The following is an 18,147-nucleotide window of genomic DNA, read 5'->3' as shown; positions in this document are numbered from 1 at the left end:
CGTTTCCCGGCTTAGGATCGGGGGATGGCTGCCAACTTCCTGCTCGCCTTGCTCAGCAAGGGGGCGGGGGTGCTGGCGTCCACGCCGCGCGAGCTGCCGGAGGAGATCGACGATCCGGAGCCGGTGTCCGCGCTGAAGCGGATGGGCGCCGTCGCGGCGAGCAGCACCGACGGGCCGCGCTCCTCGCTGATGGTGCGCGCGACCCGGTACGCGGTGCTGCTGCCGCTGGTCTACCGGATCGGGGTCCTGCCGATCGCGTGGGTGTGGCTGGTGGCCGCGCACGGGTTCGTGTTCTCCGCGACGGTGGTGGCGTGGGCCGGTGTGCTGGGGAACCTGGCCGGTCTGGTGTGGGTGCTGCGCGTGCCGGACCGCAGCGGGCGCGCCACGGCGTGGCTGCTGGCGGCCGATCTGGTGTTAGCGGTCGGGGCTGGCGTGGCGGTCAGCGCGACGGCCCCGGCGGAGCTGTACTGGGCGGCGGCGTGGGTGCCGTTCCTGAACCTCACCGGGACGGTCGGCCTGTGGACGATGTGCCGGGGCGTGCCGGCCGGGCTCGCGCTGGTGGCGCTCGGGGTGCCGTTCCAGGTGGGGTTGCTCGCGCTCGGCGGGCAGCTGTCGATGTGGGTGCCGCCGCTGGTCAGCGGCACCGGGACGATGCTGGTCGCGGTGGTGACGGCGGCCGGGACGCTGGTGCTGCTGGGCGTGGCGACGCGGCTGGCGCTGGCGATCGGGATGCGGCTCGGGGTGGCCGGGGAGCGGTCGCGGACCGAACGGGCGCTGCACGACACGGTGCTGCAGGCGCTCGAAGCGATGGCGATGCACCGGGGCGGGGATCCGGCCGTCGAGCTGGACCGGATGCGCGCGCAGGCCCGGGCGCAGGCGGCCGAGCTGCGGCGGGGGCTGGGTACGCCGGCCGGTGGCGATCAAGGCGGCGGTCAGGGGTTGGCGGCGGAGCTGACCGGGCTGGCGACGGAGATGGCGCGCGAGGGGCTGCGGGCGCAGCTGGCGCTGTCCGACCTGGCCGACGACACCCTGACGGAGGCGCGACGAGCCGCGGTCCGCGACGCGGCTCGCGAGGCGCTGCGCAACACGCTTAAGCACGCGGGCACCCGGGAGGTCGTGATGCGCCTCGCCGAGCACGACGGTGGAATAGCCGTGGTGATCCGGGACCACGGCGTCGGCTACGACGAGGACGCCCGCCCAGCGGGCTTCGGCGTGAGCGAGTCGATGACGGCCCGCCTGACCGAAGCCGGCGGCTGGTGCCGGATCGACTCGAAACCGGGCCACGGTACGCGGGTGACGTTGTGGGTGCCGCGCTAGGTCGTTGCGGTGCCGGGTGCCGGTCCCTCCGGAGGGAACAGCGTCTGATCCTCGAACGGCAGGTGCGCGTTCGTCGCCTTCACGAGGTCCGCCAGGTCGGGCAGTTCGCGCACCTCGCGGCCGGCCGCGCGCAGTGTTTCCGCTCCCACGCAGTCCACGAACAGGTTCGGCTCCCGCCAGGCGAACACCACCCGCGGGATCCCGGCGTTCAGGATGTGCTGCGTGCACGACACCGCCCGCGACGCCCGTGAGCTGCACGGCTCCAGCGACGAGTAGATCGTCGCCCCGGTGAGGTCCGCACCGCCCAGTTTGGCGATCGCGACTTCCTCCGCGTGGTCGTGCGGGTCGGTCTCGCCCGAGTAGCCGGTGGCGAGCACCTCGTCGTCAGCGTTCACCACGATCGCGCCAACCCGGAACGTCGTCGACGGCGGGCAGTTCTCCGCCAGCGCGATCGCCTCCCGGAGCCGGCTGTGGTCGCGCGCCGCCTGGCCCAGGTGGTAGCGCATGAACACGACATCGCCGATGCGGCACGTCTCGGTCAGCTGCAGCCGTCCGGGCGGGAACCGGCCGGGGCCGACGAACCGCGGCGCCGTCGCCTCGCCGACGAACACCGGCGCGACCGCAAGGTGCAGCTCGTCCACCACGCCCGCGGTGAGGAACAGCGTGTGGATCGCCCCGCCGCCCTCGACCATCAGCCGCCCGACGCCGCGCCCGGCGAGGTCCGCCAGCACGTGCCGCAGGTCCAGCGGGTCCCCACCGTCGACCACCGTCGCCACCGCGCCCAGCCGCTCGCGCACCTTCGGCACCGCCGCGGCGGAGGTGTACACCAGCTTCTCGACCTCACCGGTGGTGAAGAAGTTCGCCGACGGGTCGAGGTCGCCGCTCTCGGTGATCGTGACCTTCGCCGGGTTCCCGCGCCCGGACCGCACCAGCAGCCGCGGGTTGTCGGTGCGGATCGTGCCCGCCCCGACCAGGATCGCGTCCACCCCGGCGCGCACGTCGTCCACGCGCGCGAAGTCCTCCTCGTTGGACAGCAGGAGCCGCTGGTCGCTGGTGTCGTCGAGGTAGCCGTCCAGGGACACCGCCGCGGAGGCGAGGACGTACGGGCGCGTGCTCACTCCCCGGAGTCTGCCACCGTCCCGGATGGCGGGCCGCTTTGACGGGCTCGGCTAGTTTCGTGCACGGTGGAACAAACTGGCCGTCTGGGGGTGCGCAGTGTCGAACGCCGCCGCGGTGCTCGGCGCGATCCGGCGCGAGGGCCCGCTGTCGCGTGCCGCGATCGCCGAGCTGACGTCGCTGAGCATGCCGACGGTCAGCCGCCAGGTCGCCGCGCTCGCCGAGGCGCGACTGGTGCGGGACGCGCCGGACCTGGCCCGCGCCGGCGCCGTCGGGCGGCCCCGCGTGCCGGTCGACATCGACGACAGCGTCCTGGCCGCGTGCGGCGTGCACATCGGCGTCCGCACCACCACGTTCGGCATCGTCGACCTGCGGGGGCGGCTCGTCGGCAGCGAGAAGATCCCGACCCCGCGCGGCAGCGCCGAGGACGGCCTGGCGTTCCTCGCCGCGAAGGTGCGCGCGTTCCTGCGCCGCTGGCGAGAGCGGCGGATCATCGGGCTCGGGCTCGCCACCGGCGGCCAGGTCGACATCGCCCGCGGCCTGATCACCCACGACCGGCTCGGCTGGCACCGCGCCCCCGCCCAGGCCGTGCTGGCGCGCGGGACGGGACTGCCGGTGCACGTCGACGGTCACGTGCCCGCGATGGCGCACGCCGAGCTGCTGTTCGGCGAGGGCAAGCAGTACCCCAGCCTGCTGTACTTCTACGCCCGGCAGGTCGTCGGCACCGCGCTCGTCGTCGACGGCGTCCTGCACCGCGGCCCCGGTCAGGCCGGCACGGTCGCGCACCTGCCGGTGGGCGGTGACGTGCGCTGCGGGTGCGGCCGGACCGGCTGCCTCGAGGCGACGATCAACGACCAGACCGACCGGGGCGCGCTGGCCGAACGCGCCGCGACCATGGGCCGGGCGGTCGCCATGCTGCGCGACATCGTCAACCCGGACCAGGTCGTCCTCGGCGGCCAGAACATCACCGACGCGCCGGAGCACCTGGCGACCCTGCTGCACGCCTTCGCGGCGACGACCGCGCTGCCCGGGACCGATCTGGTGACGGTCACCCGGTTCGGCCCGGACGTCCAGGCGGTCGCCGCGTGCACGGGCGTGCTGGCGGACGTCTTCGCCGACCCGACGCCGCTGATGGCCTAGAACCGCGCGATCAGTGCGGCAGGGCGAGCGGCAGCGTGCGCCGCACGGCGGCGGCGTGCCTGCCGTACAGCGGCACCACCGGCACGTCCAGATCACGGGCCCGGGGCGGCCGCCGCGTGCCGGCGGAGCGGGCCAGGCGCAGCGTGACCTCGTCCACGAGCCGCCCGAAGTGGTTGCGCCGCAACGTGTACGAGGTCACCGTCAGCGCCGCGCCGCGGGCCGTCGACGTCAGCAGCACGGGCACGTCCTCGCGGGTCAGCGGCGCGAACCCGGCCTGGGCGGTGCCGCCCGCCGACCACGACCGCCAGCCGTCCGTCACCGGCGCCGGCGAGTCCGTCCCGACGGTGGCGCGCAGCTCGGTCGCCAGCTCGCCGGCCTCCAGCAGCGTGCTGCCGTACCCGGCCTTGGCGAGCGCGCCCATCAGCGCCAGCGCCGCGCGGGTCGTCGCCCGCAGCTCGCCGGCCTCCCCGCCGCCCCGGGCCAGCGCGGCCAGCGGCGCCTCGCTCGGCCGGTACCGCACGGCGACCAGGAACGTCCGCTCGCCGAAGCTGGTCCGCACCACCAGCTGGGCTCCGGCCAGCGGGATCTCCGGGTTGTCGCACGCCGCGCGCAGCAGGTCCAGCACCTTCGGGACGTCGGGCTCGACGCCGTCGCGCAGCCGGATCACCGTCGTCCAGCCGTCGCCGACCCCGGCCACGCCGAAGCGGTTCCCGGCGCGGTCGACGTGCTGCCGCAACCGGAAGTCGTGGGCGAGGACACGCAGCGGATCGGCGGCCTGGCGGCGTTCGTCGTGCTGCAGCAACCGGTACGACACCCACGTCAGGGCCCAGCCGGCCAGGTGGCGTCCCGCGAACCGGACGGACGTCGCGGCGATCACCAGCAGCGCCAGCACGGTCACCACGACCTTCGCCGGCAGCACGTCTTGGACCGCGAGCAGCGTCGCGACCAGGGCGGACTCCCAGATCGCGATCTGGGCGAAGCCGATGGGCAGCAGGAACGGCGCCACGGTGAACCGGCGGGTCCGGGGTGCGTCGGGTGCGGTCCCGCCACCGGCGGAGACCCCCGCGTCGGCAGCGGTCAACTCGCTTCTCCTTGTTCCTGGTACAGAATAAACGGGGAACCGGTATTCGCTGCCGGGAAAAATGCCCACAGGGAGTGAGGTCCCATGGCCGCGAACGAGGGCGGGCCCATCCGGGTCGGCGTGATCGAGGACCACCCGCTGTACCGGTACGCGGTGGCGAACGTGCTGTCCGAGGCGCGGGACATCGAGCTGGGGCCCGTCGCCGAGTCCGTCGCCGCCTTCGCGAGCAGTCAGGAACCGGCCGGGTGCGTCGTCGTGCTGGACCTCAAGCTGCGCGGGGTGACCGATTCGCAGGCCGTGCAGGAGGTCGTGCGGATGGGGCACAAGGTGCTGGTGGTGTCCGCGCACGCGGGCCAGGACGAGGTGCTGGGCGCCATCTCCGCCGGCGCCCGCGGCTACCTGTCGAAGGACGCCGACGGCGACGACATCCTGCACGCGATCCGCGAGATCGCCGCCGGGAACTCCTACGTCTCGCCGACGCTGGCGTCCTACCTGCTCGACTCGACGCGCCCGCGGGCCGGGGTGGGCAGCGTGCTGTCCGACCGGGAGCGGCAGGTGTTGTCGCTGGTCGCGGCGGGCGAGCGGGACGCCGACATCGCCGAGGCCATGTCGATCAGCGTCCGGACCGTGCGCTCGTACCTGGACCGGATCCGCGACAAGACCGGACGTCGCCGGCGCCCGGAACTCACGCGCCTGGCGATCGAAGAGGGGATGGCCTAGAGCCGCCGGTTGGCGAGCGCCCCCGTGGCGTTGCGGGCCTTCTCCGCGACCTCGGGGTCGATGTCCACGACCACCGACTCCGGCCCGGCGCCCAGCTGCGCGTGCACGCGCCCGAACCCGTCCGCCACCGTCGAGTACCCGATGCCCGTCGGCGCCTTCGGGTTCACCTCGACCCCGGACGCCGCCGGGTCGGCCTGGCCGCAGCCCAGCACCCAGCAGCCGGAGTCGAGCGCCCGCGCCCGCACCAGCACCTCCCACTGGTCCCGCTTGCCCTCGCCCGCGCCCCACGACGTCGGCAGCACGACGGCGGACGCGCCCCGGTCGGCCAGCGCGCGGAACAGCTCCGGGAACCGCACGTCGTAGCAGGTCGCGAAGCCCAGCGTGACCCCGTCGACCTCGACGGTCACCGGCGAGGTGCCCGGCGCGACCGTGTCGGATTCGCGGAAGCCGAACGCGTCGTAGAGGTGGATCTTGTCGTAGCCGAGGTGGTGCCCGAGCCCGGTGATGAGCAGCGTGTTGCGCACCCGGCCGTCCGCCGACGGGGTGAACATCCCGGCCACCACCAGCACGCCGTGCTCGTCGGCGATCGCGGACACCGACTTCGCCCACGGCCCGTCCAGCGGTTCCGCCACCGGCCCGAGCGGCACGCCGAACCGCGCCATCGCCGCCTCCGGGAACACCACGACCCGCGCCCCGTCGCCCGCCGCGCGCGCCACGCCCTCGCGGATCGGGGCGAGGTTCTCCGCGGGGTCGGCACTCGATGTGAGCTGGCACAAGCCGATCCGGAGCACCGGCTACCTCCCTGGTCGTCGTCAACGTTCCAACTCGTACCCTAGACCCATGTTGAACCGCATCGACCTGCGTGGACGCGTGCCGTCCGCCACCGAACTCCGAGCCACGCTCCCGCGTGCCGAGATCGACGTGGACGCGGCGCTGCATCAGGTCCGCCCGGTGGTCGAGGCGGTCCGCGAGCGCGGGGTCGAGGCGGTCCTGGAGTACACCGAGCGGTTCGACCGCGTGCGCCCGTCCAGCGTCCGCGTGCCGCGCGCCGAGATCGAGGCCGCGCTGACCACCCTGGACCCGGCCGTGCGCGCCGCGCTGGAGGAGGCGATCGCCCGCGCCCGCAAGGTGCACGCCGACCAGCGCCGCGCCGACGTGACCACGACGGTCGTCGACGGCGGCACGGTCACCGAGCGCTGGGTGCCGGTCGAGCGCGTCGGCCTCTACGCCCCCGGCGGGCTGGCGGTGTACCCGTCGAGCGTGGTGATGAACGTCGTCCCGGCGCAGGTCGCGGGCGTCGGCTCGCTGGTGCTGTGCTCGCCGCCGCAGGCCGAGTTCGGTGGCAGGCCGCACCCGACGACCCTGGCCGCCGCGGCGCTGCTGGGCGTCGACGAGGTGTGGGCGGTCGGCGGGGCGCAGGCCGTGGCGCTGCTGGCCTACGGCGGCATCGACACCGACGGCGCCGAGCTGGTCCCGGTCGACCTGGTCACCGGCCCCGGCAACATCTACCTGACCGCGGCCAAGCGCCTGCTGCGCGGCCTGATCGGCATCGACTCCGAGGCGGGCCCGACGGAGATCGCGATCCTCGCCGACGAGACCGCCGACCCGGTGCACGTGGCCGCCGACCTGGTCAGCCAGGCCGAGCACGACCCGCTCGCGGCGAGCGTGCTGGTCACCACCTCGGTGGAGCTGGCCGACGCCGTCGACGAGGAGCTGGCCCGCCGGGTCGCCGCCACCAAGCACACCGAGCGCATCGGCGAGGCGTTGCGCGGCAGGCAGTCCGGCACCGTGCTGGTGTCCACTGTGGAGGACGGGCTGCGGGTGGTGGACGCCTACGCGGCCGAGCACCTGGAGATCCAGACGGCGGACGCGCGCGCCGTCGCGGCCCGGGTGCGCAACGCGGGCGCGGTGTTCGTCGGCCCGTACGCGCCCGTTTCGCTCGGCGACTACTGCGCGGGCTCGAACCACGTGCTGCCCACCGGCGGCTACGCGCGGCACTCGTCGGGGCTGTCCGTGCAGAGCTTCCTGCGCGGCATCCACGTCATCGACTACAGCGAACAGGCGCTGCGCGAGGTGGCCGGCAAGGTCGTCGCGCTCGCCAACGCCGAAGACCTGCCCGCACACGGGGAAGCCGTCACCGCGCGCTTCCCGGGAGGAGCCGAGTGAGTTCCGACGACGTCCGTCTCGAGGACCTGCCGCTGCGCGAGGACCTGCGGGGCCGCAGCCCCTACGGCGCGCCGCAGCTCGACGTCCCGGTCCGGCTCAACACGAACGAAAACCCGTACCCGCCGCCGCAGGCCCTGGTCGACGACGTCACCGAAGCCGTCCGGGAGGTGGCCGCGGGTCTGCACCGCTACCCGGACCGTGACGCGATCGCGCTGCGCCAGGACCTCGCCGCGTACCTGACGGGCGCGACGGGCGTGCCGCTGACCGAGCGGAACCTGTGGGCCGCCAACGGGTCCAACGAGGTGCTGCAGCAGATCCTGCAGGCCTTCGGCGGTCCCGGCCGCAGCGCGCTGGGGTTCGAGCCGTCGTACTCGATGCACCCGATCATCGCGGCCGGCACGCGCACCGACTGGGTGCCCACGCCGCGGCGCGACGACTTCACGCTCGACACCGAGGCCGCGGCCCGGATCGTCGGCGAGCGCCAGCCGGACGTGGTGTTCGTGACCAGCCCGAACAACCCGACCGGCGGCTCGATCCCGTTCGACGAGCTGGAGCTGGTGCTGCGCGCCGCGCCGGGCATCGTCGTGGTGGACGAGGCGTACGCGGAGTTCTCGTCGCAGCGCAGTGCGGTCGAGCTGATCGAGGCCTACCCGGCGCAGCTGATCGTGTCGCGCACGATGAGCAAGGCGTTCGCCTTCGCCGGCGGCCGTCTGGGTTACCTCGCGGCCGCCCCGGCGGTGATCGACGCGCTGCAGCTGGTGCGGCTGCCCTACCACCTGTCGCTGCTGACGCAGGCGGCCGCGCGCGCGGCGCTGCGGCACGCGGACGAGACGCTGGCCACCGTCGCCAAGCTGGCGGCCGAGCGTGAGCGGGTCGCCGAGGCCCTGCTCGGCCTGGGCTTCACGCCGGTGCCCAGCGACGCCAACTTCATCCTGTTCGGCCGCTTCGCCGACGCGAAGGCGAGCTGGCAGGCCTACGTGGACAACGGGGTGCTGATCCGCGACGTCGGCATCGCGGGTCACCTGCGGGTGACCATCGGCACCCCGGAGGAGAACGACGCCTTCCTGGCGGCGAGCAAGGAGGTCCCGCGGTGAGCCGCGTCGGCAAGGTTTCCCGGACCACCAAGGAGTCCTCGATCACCGTGGTGGTCGACCTGGACGGCACCGGCCAGGTGGAGGTGTCCACCGGGGTCCCGTTCTACGACCACATGCTCAACTCGTTCGGCGTGCACGGCTCGCTCGACCTGAAGATCGACGCGACCGGCGACATCGAGATCGACGCGCACCACACGGTCGAGGACACCGCGATCGTGCTGGGCCAGGCGATCCGCCAGGCGCTGGGCGACAAGTCGGGCATCCGCCGCTTCGGCGACGCGTGGATCCCGATGGACGAGACGCTGGCCCACGCCGCGATCGACGTGTCCGGCCGCCCGTACTGCGTGCACGTCGGCGAGCCGGAGCAGTTCAACACGTTCACCATCGGCGGGAACTACCCGTTCGTGCTGACCCGGCACGTGTTCGACTCGCTGTCGTTCCACGCGCAGATCGCGCTGCACGTGCGGGTCATCCACGGCCGCGACCCGCACCACATCGCCGAGGCCCAGTACAAGGCCGTCGCCCGCGCGCTGCGGGCGGCGACCGAGCCCGACCCGCGCGCGGGCGGCATCCCCTCGACGAAGGGCGTTCTGTGAGCAAGGAACTGGTCGCCGTCCTCCTGCTGGCGCTGGGCGGCTTCCTGGTCGGCGGCGTCTACAGCACGTGGAAGACGGCCAAGGTGCTCGCGATGCTGTTGCTGGTCGCGGCACTCCTGGCCGTCGGCGGCGCGATCGCCTGGCTGGTCAGCTAGCTCCGCGCACCTTCCAGTTCGCGACGCTCGCCGAGGTGCTTGGCGAGGCTTTCGCCCTCGACGTCGACGTTCGGCAGCGCGCGCTGCAGCCACTTCGGCAGCCACCACGCGTGCTTGCCGAGCAGTGACATCACCGCGGGCACGATCGTCATGCGCACCACGAACGCGTCCACCAGGACACCGAAGGCGAGCGCGAACCCGATCGACTGGATCAGCGACAGCTCCGCCGCGATGAACCCGGCGAACACGCTGATCATGATCAGGGCCGCCGCGACCACGACCCGGGCGCCGTGCTTGAACCCGCTCACCACGGCGTCGCGGGCGTCGGCGCCGTGCACGTAGTCCTCGCGCATCCGGGTCACCAGGAACACCTGGTAGTCCATCGCGAGGCCGAACAGCACGCCGATCAGCAGGATCGGCAGCATGCTCATGATCGGGCCGGTCGAGGACACGCCGAGCAGGTCGGTCAGCCAGCCCCACTGGAACACCGCGACCACCGCGCCGAAGGTCGCCACCACCGAGCCGAGGAAGCCCAGCGTCGCCTTCAGCGGCACGATGATCGACCGGAACACCAGCATCAGCAGCAGGAACGCCAGGCCGACGATCAGGCCGAGGTAGGGCAGCATCGCGCCGGCCAGCTTCTCCGACACGTCGATCTGCAGCGCGGTCTGGCCGGTCACCGACAGCTTCGCGCCGGTGGCGCCGGAGAGCCGGTCGGACTGGTCGCGGATGCTCGCGACGAGCCGTTCGGTCTCCTCACTGCTCGGACCGCTCTTCGGGATCACGGTGACCAACGCGGTGTCGCCCGCGGCGTTGAACTGCGCCTGCGTCACCGCGGCGACGTCCGGCAGGCGGGAGATCGAGTCGGTGGCCTCGGTGGCGGCCAGGCGCGGGTCCGGCGCGTCCGCGGAGTCGATGACGACGATCAGCGGGCCGTTGGTGCCCTCGCCGAAGCCCTTGCTGATCAGGTCGTAGGCCTTGCGCTGGGTCGACTCGGGCGCGGCCGTCGCGTCGGTGGGCAGGCCGAGCTGCATGCTCAGCGCGGGGATCGCGACGACGAGCAGGCCGACCACGGCCGTCACCAGCACCGGAACGCGGTGCCGGCCGACGTACCGGGCCCAGCGCTCGCCCATCGCGGGCTTGCCGTCGTGCTTCGGCCGGGCGCGTTTGCCGGCCACCTTGCGGCCGGCGAACCCGAGCAGCGCGGGCAGCAGGGTGAGTGCGATGAGGACCGCGACGGCGACGGTCGCGGCGGCGGCGATGCCCATCTGGCCGAGGATCGGGATGCCCACGACGGTGAGCCCGACCAGGGCGATGATCACCGTCAGGCCGGCGAACACCACCGCCGAGCCGGCGGTGCCGACCGACCGGCCGGCGGCCAGTTCCGGATCGTGCCCCTCGGCCAGCTCGTGCCGGTAGCGGGAGACGATGAACAGCGCGTAGTCGATGCCGACGGCCAGCCCGAGCATCAGCGCGAGGATCGGGGTGTTGGAGTTCAGGTCGACGAAACCGGACACGGTCATCACGCCCGCCATGCCGACGCCGACGCCGATGAGGGCGGTCAGCAGCGGCAGCCCGGCGGCGACGATGGAGCCGAAGGTGATCGCCAGGACGATGGCCGCGACGATCACCCCGATGCCCTCGGTGGCCTCCGTGGCCGGCACGCCCTGGATCGCGTCGCCGCCGAATTCGACGGTGAAACCGGCGCTCTTGGCCGCGTTGGCGGCCGATTTGAGCGCTTCGCGGTCGCTGTCGGTGACCTCCGGAGCGGGGACCTTGTAGCTCACCTGGGCTACCGCGATCCGCTCGGTGACCGTCTTGGCCTGGTACGGGTCGGCGACCGCCGCCACGCCCGGCGCGCTCTTCAGCTTGCCGACGAGGTCCTCGACGGTCGCGCGGGCCGCCGGGTCGGCCAGGGTCTGCCCGTCCGGTGCCTCGATCGCGACGCGTGCGGTGGCGTTGCCCGCCGCCGCCTGCGGGAACTTGTCCTTCAGGTGGTCGATGGCCTGCTGCGCCTCGGTGCCGGGGATGGTCACCGAGTTCGACATCTGGCCGGACAGCGTCAGCGCGCCGCCGCCGAGGACGAGCAGGATCGCCGTCCAGACGCTCGCGACGAGCCAGCGCCGGCGGAACGAAAACCGGGCTAGGCGGTAGAGCAGGGTGGCCACGTACTCGGCTCCAATTCAGTCGAGTGACATCCGATCCGGTGACTTTCGAAGCTAGCCGATCGGCAAGTGGCGCGCCAAGTCGATCGGCTAGTGTGTGACTAGCCGCACGGCTAGCGGCTGAAACGTTTGCCGGGTGATTTGGAGTCGCGTACTCTTCGGCTGCTGACGAGGAGGTTCACCAGTCGATGGCAGCCGTGGCCGGACACGAAGACACCCGAACGCGCCTGCTGGCCACGGCATTGCGGCTGTTCACCGCGCACGGGGTCGAGGGAACATCGCTGCAGATGATCGCCGACGAACTGGGCGTCACCAAGGCGGCGGTGTACTACCACTTCAAGACCAAGGACGAGATCACCGAGGCGGTGGTCGAGCCGGGGTTGCGCGAGCTGGAGTCGGTCGTCGGGGAAGCGGCGCGGGAGCGCAGGCCGGGCGCGCGGATCGACCACATGCTGGCCGGGTTCGTCGACCTCGTGGTGCGGCACCGGGCGCTGGTGGCGCTGTTTTCGAGCGACCCCGGGGTGGCGCGGGCGCTGGAGAAGCACTTCTTCGGCAAGGAGAGCTGCATGGTCGGGATGATGGCGATCCTGACCGGGCCCGACCCCGATCCGGCGCGGGTCGTCGCCACGCACGCGGCCGTCGCCGGGATCGCGCTGGCCGGCGGTTCGCCCGACCTGGCGCACTACGACGACGACACCCTGCGCGAATCGCTGCTCGAGGTGGGGCGCAAGCTGCTCGGCCGCCCACGCAGGCGCGGTTGATTCAGGAGAGCGGCAGCGTCAGGCAGGTCGCGGTCTCGGTGAAGCCGCGCCGCTCGAAGTAGCCGGGAATGCGCCGGGCGACGACGTTCACCTCGACGGCCCCGGCGCGCCGAGCCCGCCCCACGACCGCGTCGACGAGCATCCCGCCGACGCCCCGCCCGCGGTGTTCCGGCGCGACCAGGAGCTCCAGCAGCTGGCTGACCGGCCCGTTGGCGTGCAGCGACAGGACCCGGGCGGCCAGCACGTAGCCGACGACCTCGCCGTTGTCGTCCGCCACGAGGAAGTCCGTGTCGTCGTAGGTCATCGCCGCGATGAGCTGCTCGTAGTGGTGGTCGAAGGCGGCCCGCTGCGGCGGACGGCCGTCGGCGGTCCGGCTGAGCAGGGCGAACACGGCGACGGCGTCGGTGACATCGGCTGGCCTGATCCGCACCCGTTCATTGTCCTCAGTTCAGTGGCGGTGCAGGTACCGCGGAGGCACCAGTCGGGTGAGCCAGACGCCGTTCGCGCTCACCTGGAAGCGGTGGCCGTCGCTGGTCATCGCGGCGGCGTGACCGGAACGCAGCCGCCGGGGCCGAGGGACAGCCCGGTTTCGCCGGGCCGGTGCCGGAGGTGCCGGGACAGCCGCTGGGACACCCGGATGATCGTTCTTCCGTCCATGTTGCTTCGCGTTGCGCACGATCGGGTGAGGCAGCGCAAGGTTTTTGTCGGAGGCCGCTGGTAGTCAGGGAGCACGAACCGAAGGAGGGTCTCGATGACGAACGCCGATGTGCTGGACCTGTGGACCGAGCCGCAGGAGCGGGAGTGCCTGAGCTGCTACGTGAGTCGCCTGCTGGCCGACTTCGGCTGCGACGGAACGCTGCGCTGGACGCACCGCTGGCGCGCGACCCGCGCCCCAGGGGTGGCTTCGCTGGACCAGAGATTGCGAAGACACGGGGTGGGTTGCGATTGCGGAGTGCCGGCCGCCGTCGGAGCCGCGACACGCTCCGGTGCGCCCCCACCATGCGCGGGCGTACGCCGCGGCTCGACAAGGCCCTGCTCGGTGTGGGGCAGACCGCCGCCCGACGCTCCTGGGTGATGTCGGCTCGCCGGCCTGAGGCGCCGCCTTCGGCAGGCTCCCGCAGCCGACACAACCCATCAGCTGTCGGTCGTGCAGTCGCGTTCGGCAGGCCGCGGCGCCCGATGCTCACCGGCCGACAGCACCGCGCCGTCCAGACGCTCGGCCCGCCGAAGGGCCGGTACCCGCCCGTCATCCCCGTATCGCGGTCAACCGGAGGAGGCGATGCCCCGGCACTCCCGAAACCAAGCGCCCATCGCGCCGTCTACGCGCCACCCTCCGCGGCGGGCTTGAGCCCCCGCGCGCCGGGGCCGTACTGCGCCATCCGGTCGTCGGTGTTGTAGAGACCGCACACGCGCAGCGACAGGCACCCGCACCCGACGCAACCCGTCAGCCGGTCCCGCAACCGCTGGAGCGCGTCGATGCGGGCGTCGAGTTCGTCCTGCCATCCGCGGGACAACCGGGCCCAGTCGGCCTTCGTTGGTGCGTGGTCGCGGGGCAGGGTCGAGAGCGCGTCGTGGATCTCCTCGAGGCTGAGTCCCACCCGCTGCGCCGCCCGGATGAACGCGATCCGGCGCAGCACCGACCGCGGATAGCGGCGCTGGTTCCCCGCCGAGCGCTCGGACGAGATCAGGCCCCGGTCCTCGTAGAACCGCAGCGCCGTGTGCGGCACGCCGCTGCGCTCCGCGACCTGGCCGATGGTCAGGTGGTCGGCAAGCTTGGTCACGGCGCCAGCCTAGCCTTGACTTCAACTTAAGTCGAGGTTGCACGGTCGGAGCATGGGAAACGCCACGAGGGGGCTGGGCTACGCCGACCTGCCGGAGCTGATCGACGCCATGCGCGGCGACGAGAAGCACTCCGGGGCGGCGGAGTCCACAGTAGATGTGCTGTGGGTGCTGTACGACCGGGTGCTGCGCGTCTCGCCCGAGGCGCCGGACGATCCGGCCCGCGACCGGTTCCTGCTGTCGAAGGGCCACGGGCCGATGGCCTACTACGCGGTCCTGGCCGCGAAGGGGTTCCTCGACCCGGCCGAGCTGGCCGGCTGGGCGGGCCGCGAGTCGCGGCTGGGCTACCACCCGGACCGGGTGCTCGTGCCCGGCGTGGAGATCTCCAGCGGGTCGCTGGGGCACGGGCTGGCGCTGGGTGTGGGCACCGCGTTCGGGCTGCGCGCGCTAGGACTGACGGAACCGAAGGTGGTGGTGCTGACCGGGGACGCCGAACTCGACGAGGGCTCCAACCACGAGGCGATCGCGCTCGCCGGGCGCGCGTCGCTGGCGCAGCTGACCGCGGTGGTGATCGACAACCAGTCGGCGACACACGGCTGGCCGGGTGGCATCGCGGAGCGCTTCGCCATCGAGGGCTGGGCCACGCGCACCGTGAACGGCCGCGACCACGAAGCGCTGTACGCGGCCTTCACCGCACCGCACCCGGACCGGCCGCTGTGCGTGGTCGCCGTCGTCGAGCCGAAGGGGAGCTGAGCCATGCCCGGAATGCGTGACGCGTTTCTGTCCACAATGGAGCGCGTGCTCGACGAGGATCCGCGCGTGGCGGTCGTGCTGGCCGACATCTCCGCGGCGTCGCTGGACGCCGCCCGGCGCAGGCATCCGGACCGGGTGATCAACGTCGGCATCCGCGAGCAGGCGCTGATCGGCGTCGCGGGCGGGCTGGCGCTGGCCGGGATGCGGCCGGTGGTGCACACGTTCCCGTCGTTCCTCGTGGAGCGGCCCTACGAGCAGGTCAAGCTCGACCTGACGCACCAGGGCGCGGGCGCGGTGCTCGTCTCGTGGGGCGGCTCGTACGACATGTCCACCGCCGGCCGCACGCACCAGTCGCCGGGCGACGTCGCGCTCCTCGACACGATTCCGGGCTGGACGGTGCACGTGCCCGGCCACCCGGACGAGGCCGTCGCCCTGCTGCGCGACGCGCTCCCCGGCGACGACACGGTGTACCTGCGCCTGAGCGGCCAGTCGAACGCGCGCCCGCACCCGGGACCGGGCCTGCAGGTGATGCGGGAGGGCAGGCGCGGGGTCGTGCTGGCCGTCGGCCCGATGCTGGACCGCGTGCTGGCCGCCGCCGAGGGCCTCGACGTGACGGTCCTCTACGCGAAGACCGTCCGCCCCTTCGACGCCGCGACCCTGCGCACCGCGGTCGCCGAGACCGGGGTGGCGGACGTGGTGCTGGTCGAGCCGTACCTGGCCGGCACGTCGGCCCACCAGGTCAGCGAGGCCCTCGTCGAGGTGCCCCACCGCCTGCGGGCACTGGGCACCCGGCGGGACGCGGAAGTCCGGCGCTACGGCGACGTGACAGACCACGACCTGGCACACGCCCTCGACGAGGCGAGCATCGCCGCCGCGCTGAAGGCCTTCCTGCGCGCCGCCTGAGCGCCGGGAGTCGTCGCTGCCCACGCGATGGGGTGGGGTGAGGTGCGAGCATCGCCGCGAAGGGGTTCAGGACCGTGGACCCGAGGATCTCACCCACCCGGGCAACGGGATGTTCTCTCCACCGGGACGTCGGACCAGGGCTGAAATCTTGCAGCCTGTCGCCGCAGTCCACGCGTGCCCGCGCGCGGACCTACGCGCCCTCCGCCGTGTGCTCCGGCAGCAGGCGGCACAGCGCCTCGGCGCTCACCTGCAGGTCCTCGGCCGCTGCGGCGGCTTGTTCCAGCTTGGCGCGGATCGTCTGGAAGGCCAGCAGCCCCAGCTCGTGCTCCCGCTCCCGCAGCACCGGGCACCCCCGCAGGTCGTCGAGCACGCGGGTCACCGCCGTGGCGAGCGTGGTCAGCCCTTCGAGCAGGTCGCGCACCTCGTCCGGGCCCAGACGGCCGCTCTGCACCTCGTCCAGCGTCTTGGCCAGCTCCCGGGCCCGCTCACCGGAACCGTGGGCTTCGCTCTGCGACGACATCGTCACTCCCTACCGCGGCGCCCTCCCGCTGCCTTCCCCCTCCTCCCGCAATCAAACGCCCCGGAGCCGCCCGGCGGAACCACCCGCGCGAAGCCTCTAGACTGGCCAGGTGGCTCGCGTCGTGATTCTGGACTACGGATCGGGGAACCTGCGCTCCGCCGAGCGCGCCGTGCGGCGCGTCGGCGCCGAGGTCGAGGTGACCGCGGACCCGCATGCGGCGCTGGAGGCCGACGGGCTCGTCGTCCCGGGCGTGGGCGCCTTCGCGGCCTGCATGGCCGGCCTGCTGTCCGTGGGCGGGGAGAAGATCATCGGCAGCCGCCTCGCCGGCGGGCGTCCCGTCCTGGGCATCTGCGTCGGCATGCAGATCCTGTTCGAGCGGGGCGTCGAGCACGGCGTGGAGACCGAGGGCACCGGCGAGTGGCCCGGCACGGTCGAGCGCCTGCACGCCGACGTCGTCCCGCACATGGGCTGGAACACCGTCCGCGCCCCGGCGGACACGCAGCTGTTCGCCGGGCTGGACGCCGACACCCGCTTCTACTTCGTGCACTCCTACGCCGCCCGCCGCTGGGAGCTGGACTCCGGCCTGCCCGGCCAGCAGCCGAAGGTGACCTGGTCGCACCACGGCGAGGACTTCGTCGCGGCCGCGGAGAACGGCGCGCTGTGGGCGACCCAGTTCCACCCGGAGAAGTCCGGCGACGCGGGCGCCCACCTGCTGGAGAACTGGCTGCGTACCCTCTGACCAGCTCAGCCCGCTTGCTCCTTATAGTGGCCGCGTGACGTTCACCCTCCTTCCCGCCGTCGACGTGGCCGACGGCCAGGCCGTGCGTCTCGTCCAGGGCGAGGCCGGCACGGAGACCTCCTACGGCAGCCCGCTCGACGCGGCGCTCGCCTGGCAGCGGGACGGCGCGGAGTGGATCCACCTCGTCGACCTCGACGCCGCGTTCGGCAAGGGCGACAACAAGGAACTGATCTCCCGCGTGGTCGGCGAGCTGGACGTCCAGGTCGAGCTGTCCGGCGGCATCCGCGACGACGCGTCGCTGGAGGCCGCCCTCGCCACCGGCGCCCGCCGCGTCAACCTCGGCACCGCCGTGCTGGAAGACCCGGAGTGGACCGCGAAGGTCATCGCCACCTACGGCGACCGCGTCGCGATCGGCCTCGACGTGCGCATCACCGACCAGGGCCACCGACTCAAGGGCCGCGGCTGGACCAGCGACGGCGGCGACCTGTGGGAGGTCCTGGAACGCCTGGACCGCGACGGCGCCTCGCGCTACGTGGTCACCGACGTCAGCAAGGACGGCACCCTCAAGGGCCCGAACCTGGACCTGCTCGCCGAGGTGGCCGCCCGCACCGACGCCCCGGTGATCGCCTCCGGCGGGGTGTCCAGTTTGGACGACCTGCGGGCGCTGGCCGGTCTCGCGGCCGACGGCGTCGAGGGCGCCATCATCGGCAAGGCCCTCTACGCGGGCGCGTTCACCCTGCCGCAGGCGCTGGACGCGGTCAGTCCGCGAGCTTGATCGCCAGCCCGATCGTCTTCTGACGGCCGCGCAGCCTGCTGAAGAACATCGTCACCTGGCCGACGATCCCGTACTTGCGGGCGATCGCCGAGCGCGCCCGTTCGGTCGCCTCGTCGTCCAGGAGCCGGGCCTGCCCGGTCACCACCGGCCCGTGCGTCTCGCGGCCGCGGACGTCGCAGCCCTGGAGCGTGACCTCGGGGTTGTTGCGGATCCGCTTGATCTTGCCCGCCGTCCGGTCGCTCCACACCACGATCTCGCCGTTGTGCCCGGCGGCCCACACCGGCGTCGGCACGGGCGTGCCGTTCTTGCGGAACGTGGTCAGCAGGAGGTACTTCTCGGCGGCCATGCGCTCGAATTCGGACATGAC

Annotated in this window: 21 protein-coding genes; 13 read left to right on the top strand and 8 right to left on the bottom strand. The window is 73.0% G+C overall.

The genetic code is table 11. From position 1 onward, the window contains the following. The first annotated feature begins 24 nt into the window (after window positions 1-24). Complete coding sequence (locus IE290_RS38305) at window positions 25-1,317, top strand: sensor histidine kinase (protein ID WP_191246658.1); 1,293 nt, start codon at window positions 25-27, stop codon at window positions 1,315-1,317. Here the strand turns inward: IE290_RS38305 and IE290_RS22505 are convergent. Next, window positions 1,314-2,435 (bottom strand): dihydrofolate reductase family protein, encoded by a 1,122-nt coding sequence (locus tag IE290_RS22505; RefSeq protein WP_191246657.1) that lies wholly within the window; start codon window positions 2,433-2,435, stop codon window positions 1,314-1,316. The genes IE290_RS38305 and IE290_RS22505 overlap by 4 nt on opposite strands. Before the next feature lie 97 nt (window positions 2,436-2,532). Between IE290_RS22505 and IE290_RS22500 the strand changes: the two genes are divergently transcribed. After that, window positions 2,533-3,573 (top strand): ROK family transcriptional regulator, encoded by a 1,041-nt coding sequence (locus IE290_RS22500; protein ID WP_191246656.1) that lies wholly within the window; start codon window positions 2,533-2,535, stop codon window positions 3,571-3,573. A 10-nt stretch (window positions 3,574-3,583) separates the two neighbouring features. Here the strand turns inward: IE290_RS22500 and IE290_RS22495 are convergent, their stop codons facing one another. Continuing rightward, a complete protein-coding gene (locus tag IE290_RS22495) occupies window positions 3,584-4,654 on the bottom strand; it encodes a type VII secretion protein EccE (protein ID WP_191246655.1) in 1,071 nt (356 codons plus the stop codon). An 84-nt stretch (window positions 4,655-4,738) separates the two neighbouring features. Between IE290_RS22495 and IE290_RS22490 the strand changes: the two genes are divergently transcribed. Continuing rightward, a complete protein-coding gene (locus IE290_RS22490) occupies window positions 4,739-5,374 on the top strand; it encodes a LuxR C-terminal-related transcriptional regulator (RefSeq protein ID WP_191246654.1) in 636 nt (211 codons plus the stop codon). On the opposite strand, the gene IE290_RS22485 is transcribed toward IE290_RS22490, so the two are convergent. After that, window positions 5,371-6,165 carry a carbon-nitrogen hydrolase family protein gene (locus IE290_RS22485; protein WP_191246653.1) on the bottom strand — a complete coding sequence of 265 codons (795 nt, stop codon included), beginning with the start codon at window positions 6,163-6,165 and terminating at the stop codon, window positions 5,371-5,373. The two genes, IE290_RS22490 and IE290_RS22485, sit on opposite strands and share 4 nt — an antisense overlap. Window positions 6,166-6,214: 49 nt before the next feature. On the opposite strand from IE290_RS22485, the gene hisD reads away from it, so the two are divergent. From hisD to IE290_RS22465, 4 genes are read left to right on the top strand one after another with little or no spacing between them, the layout of a single operon-like run. Next, a complete protein-coding gene (hisD, locus tag IE290_RS22480) occupies window positions 6,215-7,540 on the top strand; it encodes a histidinol dehydrogenase (protein ID WP_191246652.1) in 1,326 nt (441 codons plus the stop codon). Further along, window positions 7,537-8,634 carry a histidinol-phosphate transaminase gene (locus tag IE290_RS22475; protein WP_191246651.1) on the top strand — a complete coding sequence of 366 codons (1,098 nt, stop codon included), beginning with the start codon at window positions 7,537-7,539 and terminating at the stop codon, window positions 8,632-8,634. The genes hisD and IE290_RS22475 overlap by 4 nt, the downstream gene beginning before the upstream one ends. After that, complete coding sequence (gene hisB / locus IE290_RS22470; protein ID WP_094004366.1) at window positions 8,631-9,230, top strand: imidazoleglycerol-phosphate dehydratase HisB; 600 nt, start codon at window positions 8,631-8,633, stop codon at window positions 9,228-9,230. Before IE290_RS22475 ends, hisB begins: the two co-directional genes overlap by 4 nt. Then, window positions 9,227-9,385: a CG2302 family histidine operon protein gene (locus tag IE290_RS22465; RefSeq protein ID WP_017984024.1), complete on the top strand. Its 159-nt coding sequence runs from the start codon at window positions 9,227-9,229 to the stop codon at window positions 9,383-9,385. Before hisB ends, IE290_RS22465 begins: the two co-directional genes overlap by 4 nt. Here the strand turns inward: IE290_RS22465 and IE290_RS22460 are convergent. Then, complete coding sequence (locus IE290_RS22460; protein WP_191246650.1) at window positions 9,382-11,553, bottom strand: MMPL family transporter; 2,172 nt, start codon at window positions 11,551-11,553, stop codon at window positions 9,382-9,384. The two genes, IE290_RS22465 and IE290_RS22460, sit on opposite strands and share 4 nt — an antisense overlap. 185 nt (window positions 11,554-11,738) lie before the next feature. Here IE290_RS22460 and IE290_RS22455 point away from each other — a divergent pair, with 185 nt between their 5' ends. Next, the gene (locus IE290_RS22455; protein WP_191246649.1) at window positions 11,739-12,311 is read left to right on the top strand and encodes a TetR/AcrR family transcriptional regulator; all 573 of its coding nucleotides are present in this window, start codon (window positions 11,739-11,741) and stop codon (window positions 12,309-12,311) included. Window position 12,312: 1 nt separating this feature from the next. Here the strand turns inward: IE290_RS22455 and IE290_RS22450 are convergent, their stop codons facing one another. Next, complete coding sequence (locus tag IE290_RS22450) at window positions 12,313-12,741, bottom strand: GNAT family N-acetyltransferase (RefSeq protein ID WP_191246648.1); 429 nt, start codon at window positions 12,739-12,741, stop codon at window positions 12,313-12,315. Window positions 12,742-13,062: 321 nt separating this feature from the next. Here IE290_RS22450 and IE290_RS38580 point away from each other — a divergent pair, with 321 nt between their 5' ends. Further along, window positions 13,063-13,386, top strand: coding sequence for a DUF2695 domain-containing protein (locus IE290_RS38580; protein WP_191246647.1), 324 nt, complete (start codon window positions 13,063-13,065; stop codon window positions 13,384-13,386). 244 nt (window positions 13,387-13,630) lie between these two features. Here the strand turns inward: IE290_RS38580 and soxR are convergent, their stop codons facing one another. Continuing rightward, window positions 13,631-14,092: a redox-sensitive transcriptional activator SoxR gene (soxR, locus tag IE290_RS22440; protein WP_116115551.1), complete on the bottom strand. Its 462-nt coding sequence runs from the start codon at window positions 14,090-14,092 to the stop codon at window positions 13,631-13,633. A 52-nt stretch (window positions 14,093-14,144) separates the two neighbouring features. Here soxR and IE290_RS22435 point away from each other — a divergent pair, with 52 nt between their 5' ends. Both IE290_RS22435 and IE290_RS22430 read left to right on the top strand, forming a co-directional pair. After that, window positions 14,145-14,843, top strand: a complete 699-nt coding sequence (locus IE290_RS22435; RefSeq protein ID WP_191246646.1) for a thiamine pyrophosphate-binding protein — start codon at window positions 14,145-14,147, stop codon at window positions 14,841-14,843. Between the two features lie 3 nt (window positions 14,844-14,846). Continuing rightward, the gene (locus IE290_RS22430) at window positions 14,847-15,746 is read left to right on the top strand and encodes a transketolase family protein (RefSeq protein ID WP_191246645.1); all 900 of its coding nucleotides are present in this window, start codon (window positions 14,847-14,849) and stop codon (window positions 15,744-15,746) included. Between the two features lie 190 nt (window positions 15,747-15,936). Here the strand turns inward: IE290_RS22430 and IE290_RS22425 are convergent, their stop codons facing one another. After that, window positions 15,937-16,266 (bottom strand): hypothetical protein, encoded by a 330-nt coding sequence (locus IE290_RS22425; RefSeq protein ID WP_229874653.1) that lies wholly within the window; start codon window positions 16,264-16,266, stop codon window positions 15,937-15,939. A 109-nt stretch (window positions 16,267-16,375) separates the two neighbouring features. On the opposite strand from IE290_RS22425, the gene hisH reads away from it, so the two are divergent. Further along, on the top strand, window positions 16,376-17,005 hold the full coding sequence (hisH, locus tag IE290_RS22420; protein WP_191246643.1) for an imidazole glycerol phosphate synthase subunit HisH: 630 nt from the start codon (window positions 16,376-16,378) through the stop codon (window positions 17,003-17,005). A 34-nt stretch (window positions 17,006-17,039) separates the two neighbouring features. Beyond that, on the top strand, window positions 17,040-17,780 hold the full coding sequence (gene priA, locus IE290_RS22415; RefSeq protein ID WP_191246642.1) for a bifunctional 1-(5-phosphoribosyl)-5-((5-phosphoribosylamino)methylideneamino)imidazole-4-carboxamide isomerase/phosphoribosylanthranilate isomerase PriA: 741 nt from the start codon (window positions 17,040-17,042) through the stop codon (window positions 17,778-17,780). Here the strand turns inward: priA and IE290_RS22410 are convergent. Beyond that, window positions 17,764-18,144 carry a PPOX class F420-dependent oxidoreductase gene (locus IE290_RS22410; protein ID WP_191246641.1) on the bottom strand — a complete coding sequence of 127 codons (381 nt, stop codon included), beginning with the start codon at window positions 18,142-18,144 and terminating at the stop codon, window positions 17,764-17,766. The two genes, priA and IE290_RS22410, sit on opposite strands and share 17 nt — an antisense overlap. Window positions 18,145-18,147: the final 3 nt, after the last annotated feature.

Source organism: Amycolatopsis deserti, from assembly GCF_014653945.1.
Lineage (GTDB): Bacteria > Actinomycetota > Actinomycetes > Mycobacteriales > Pseudonocardiaceae > Amycolatopsis_E > Amycolatopsis_E deserti.
This window is presented reverse-complemented; position numbering and strand designations above follow the sequence as displayed.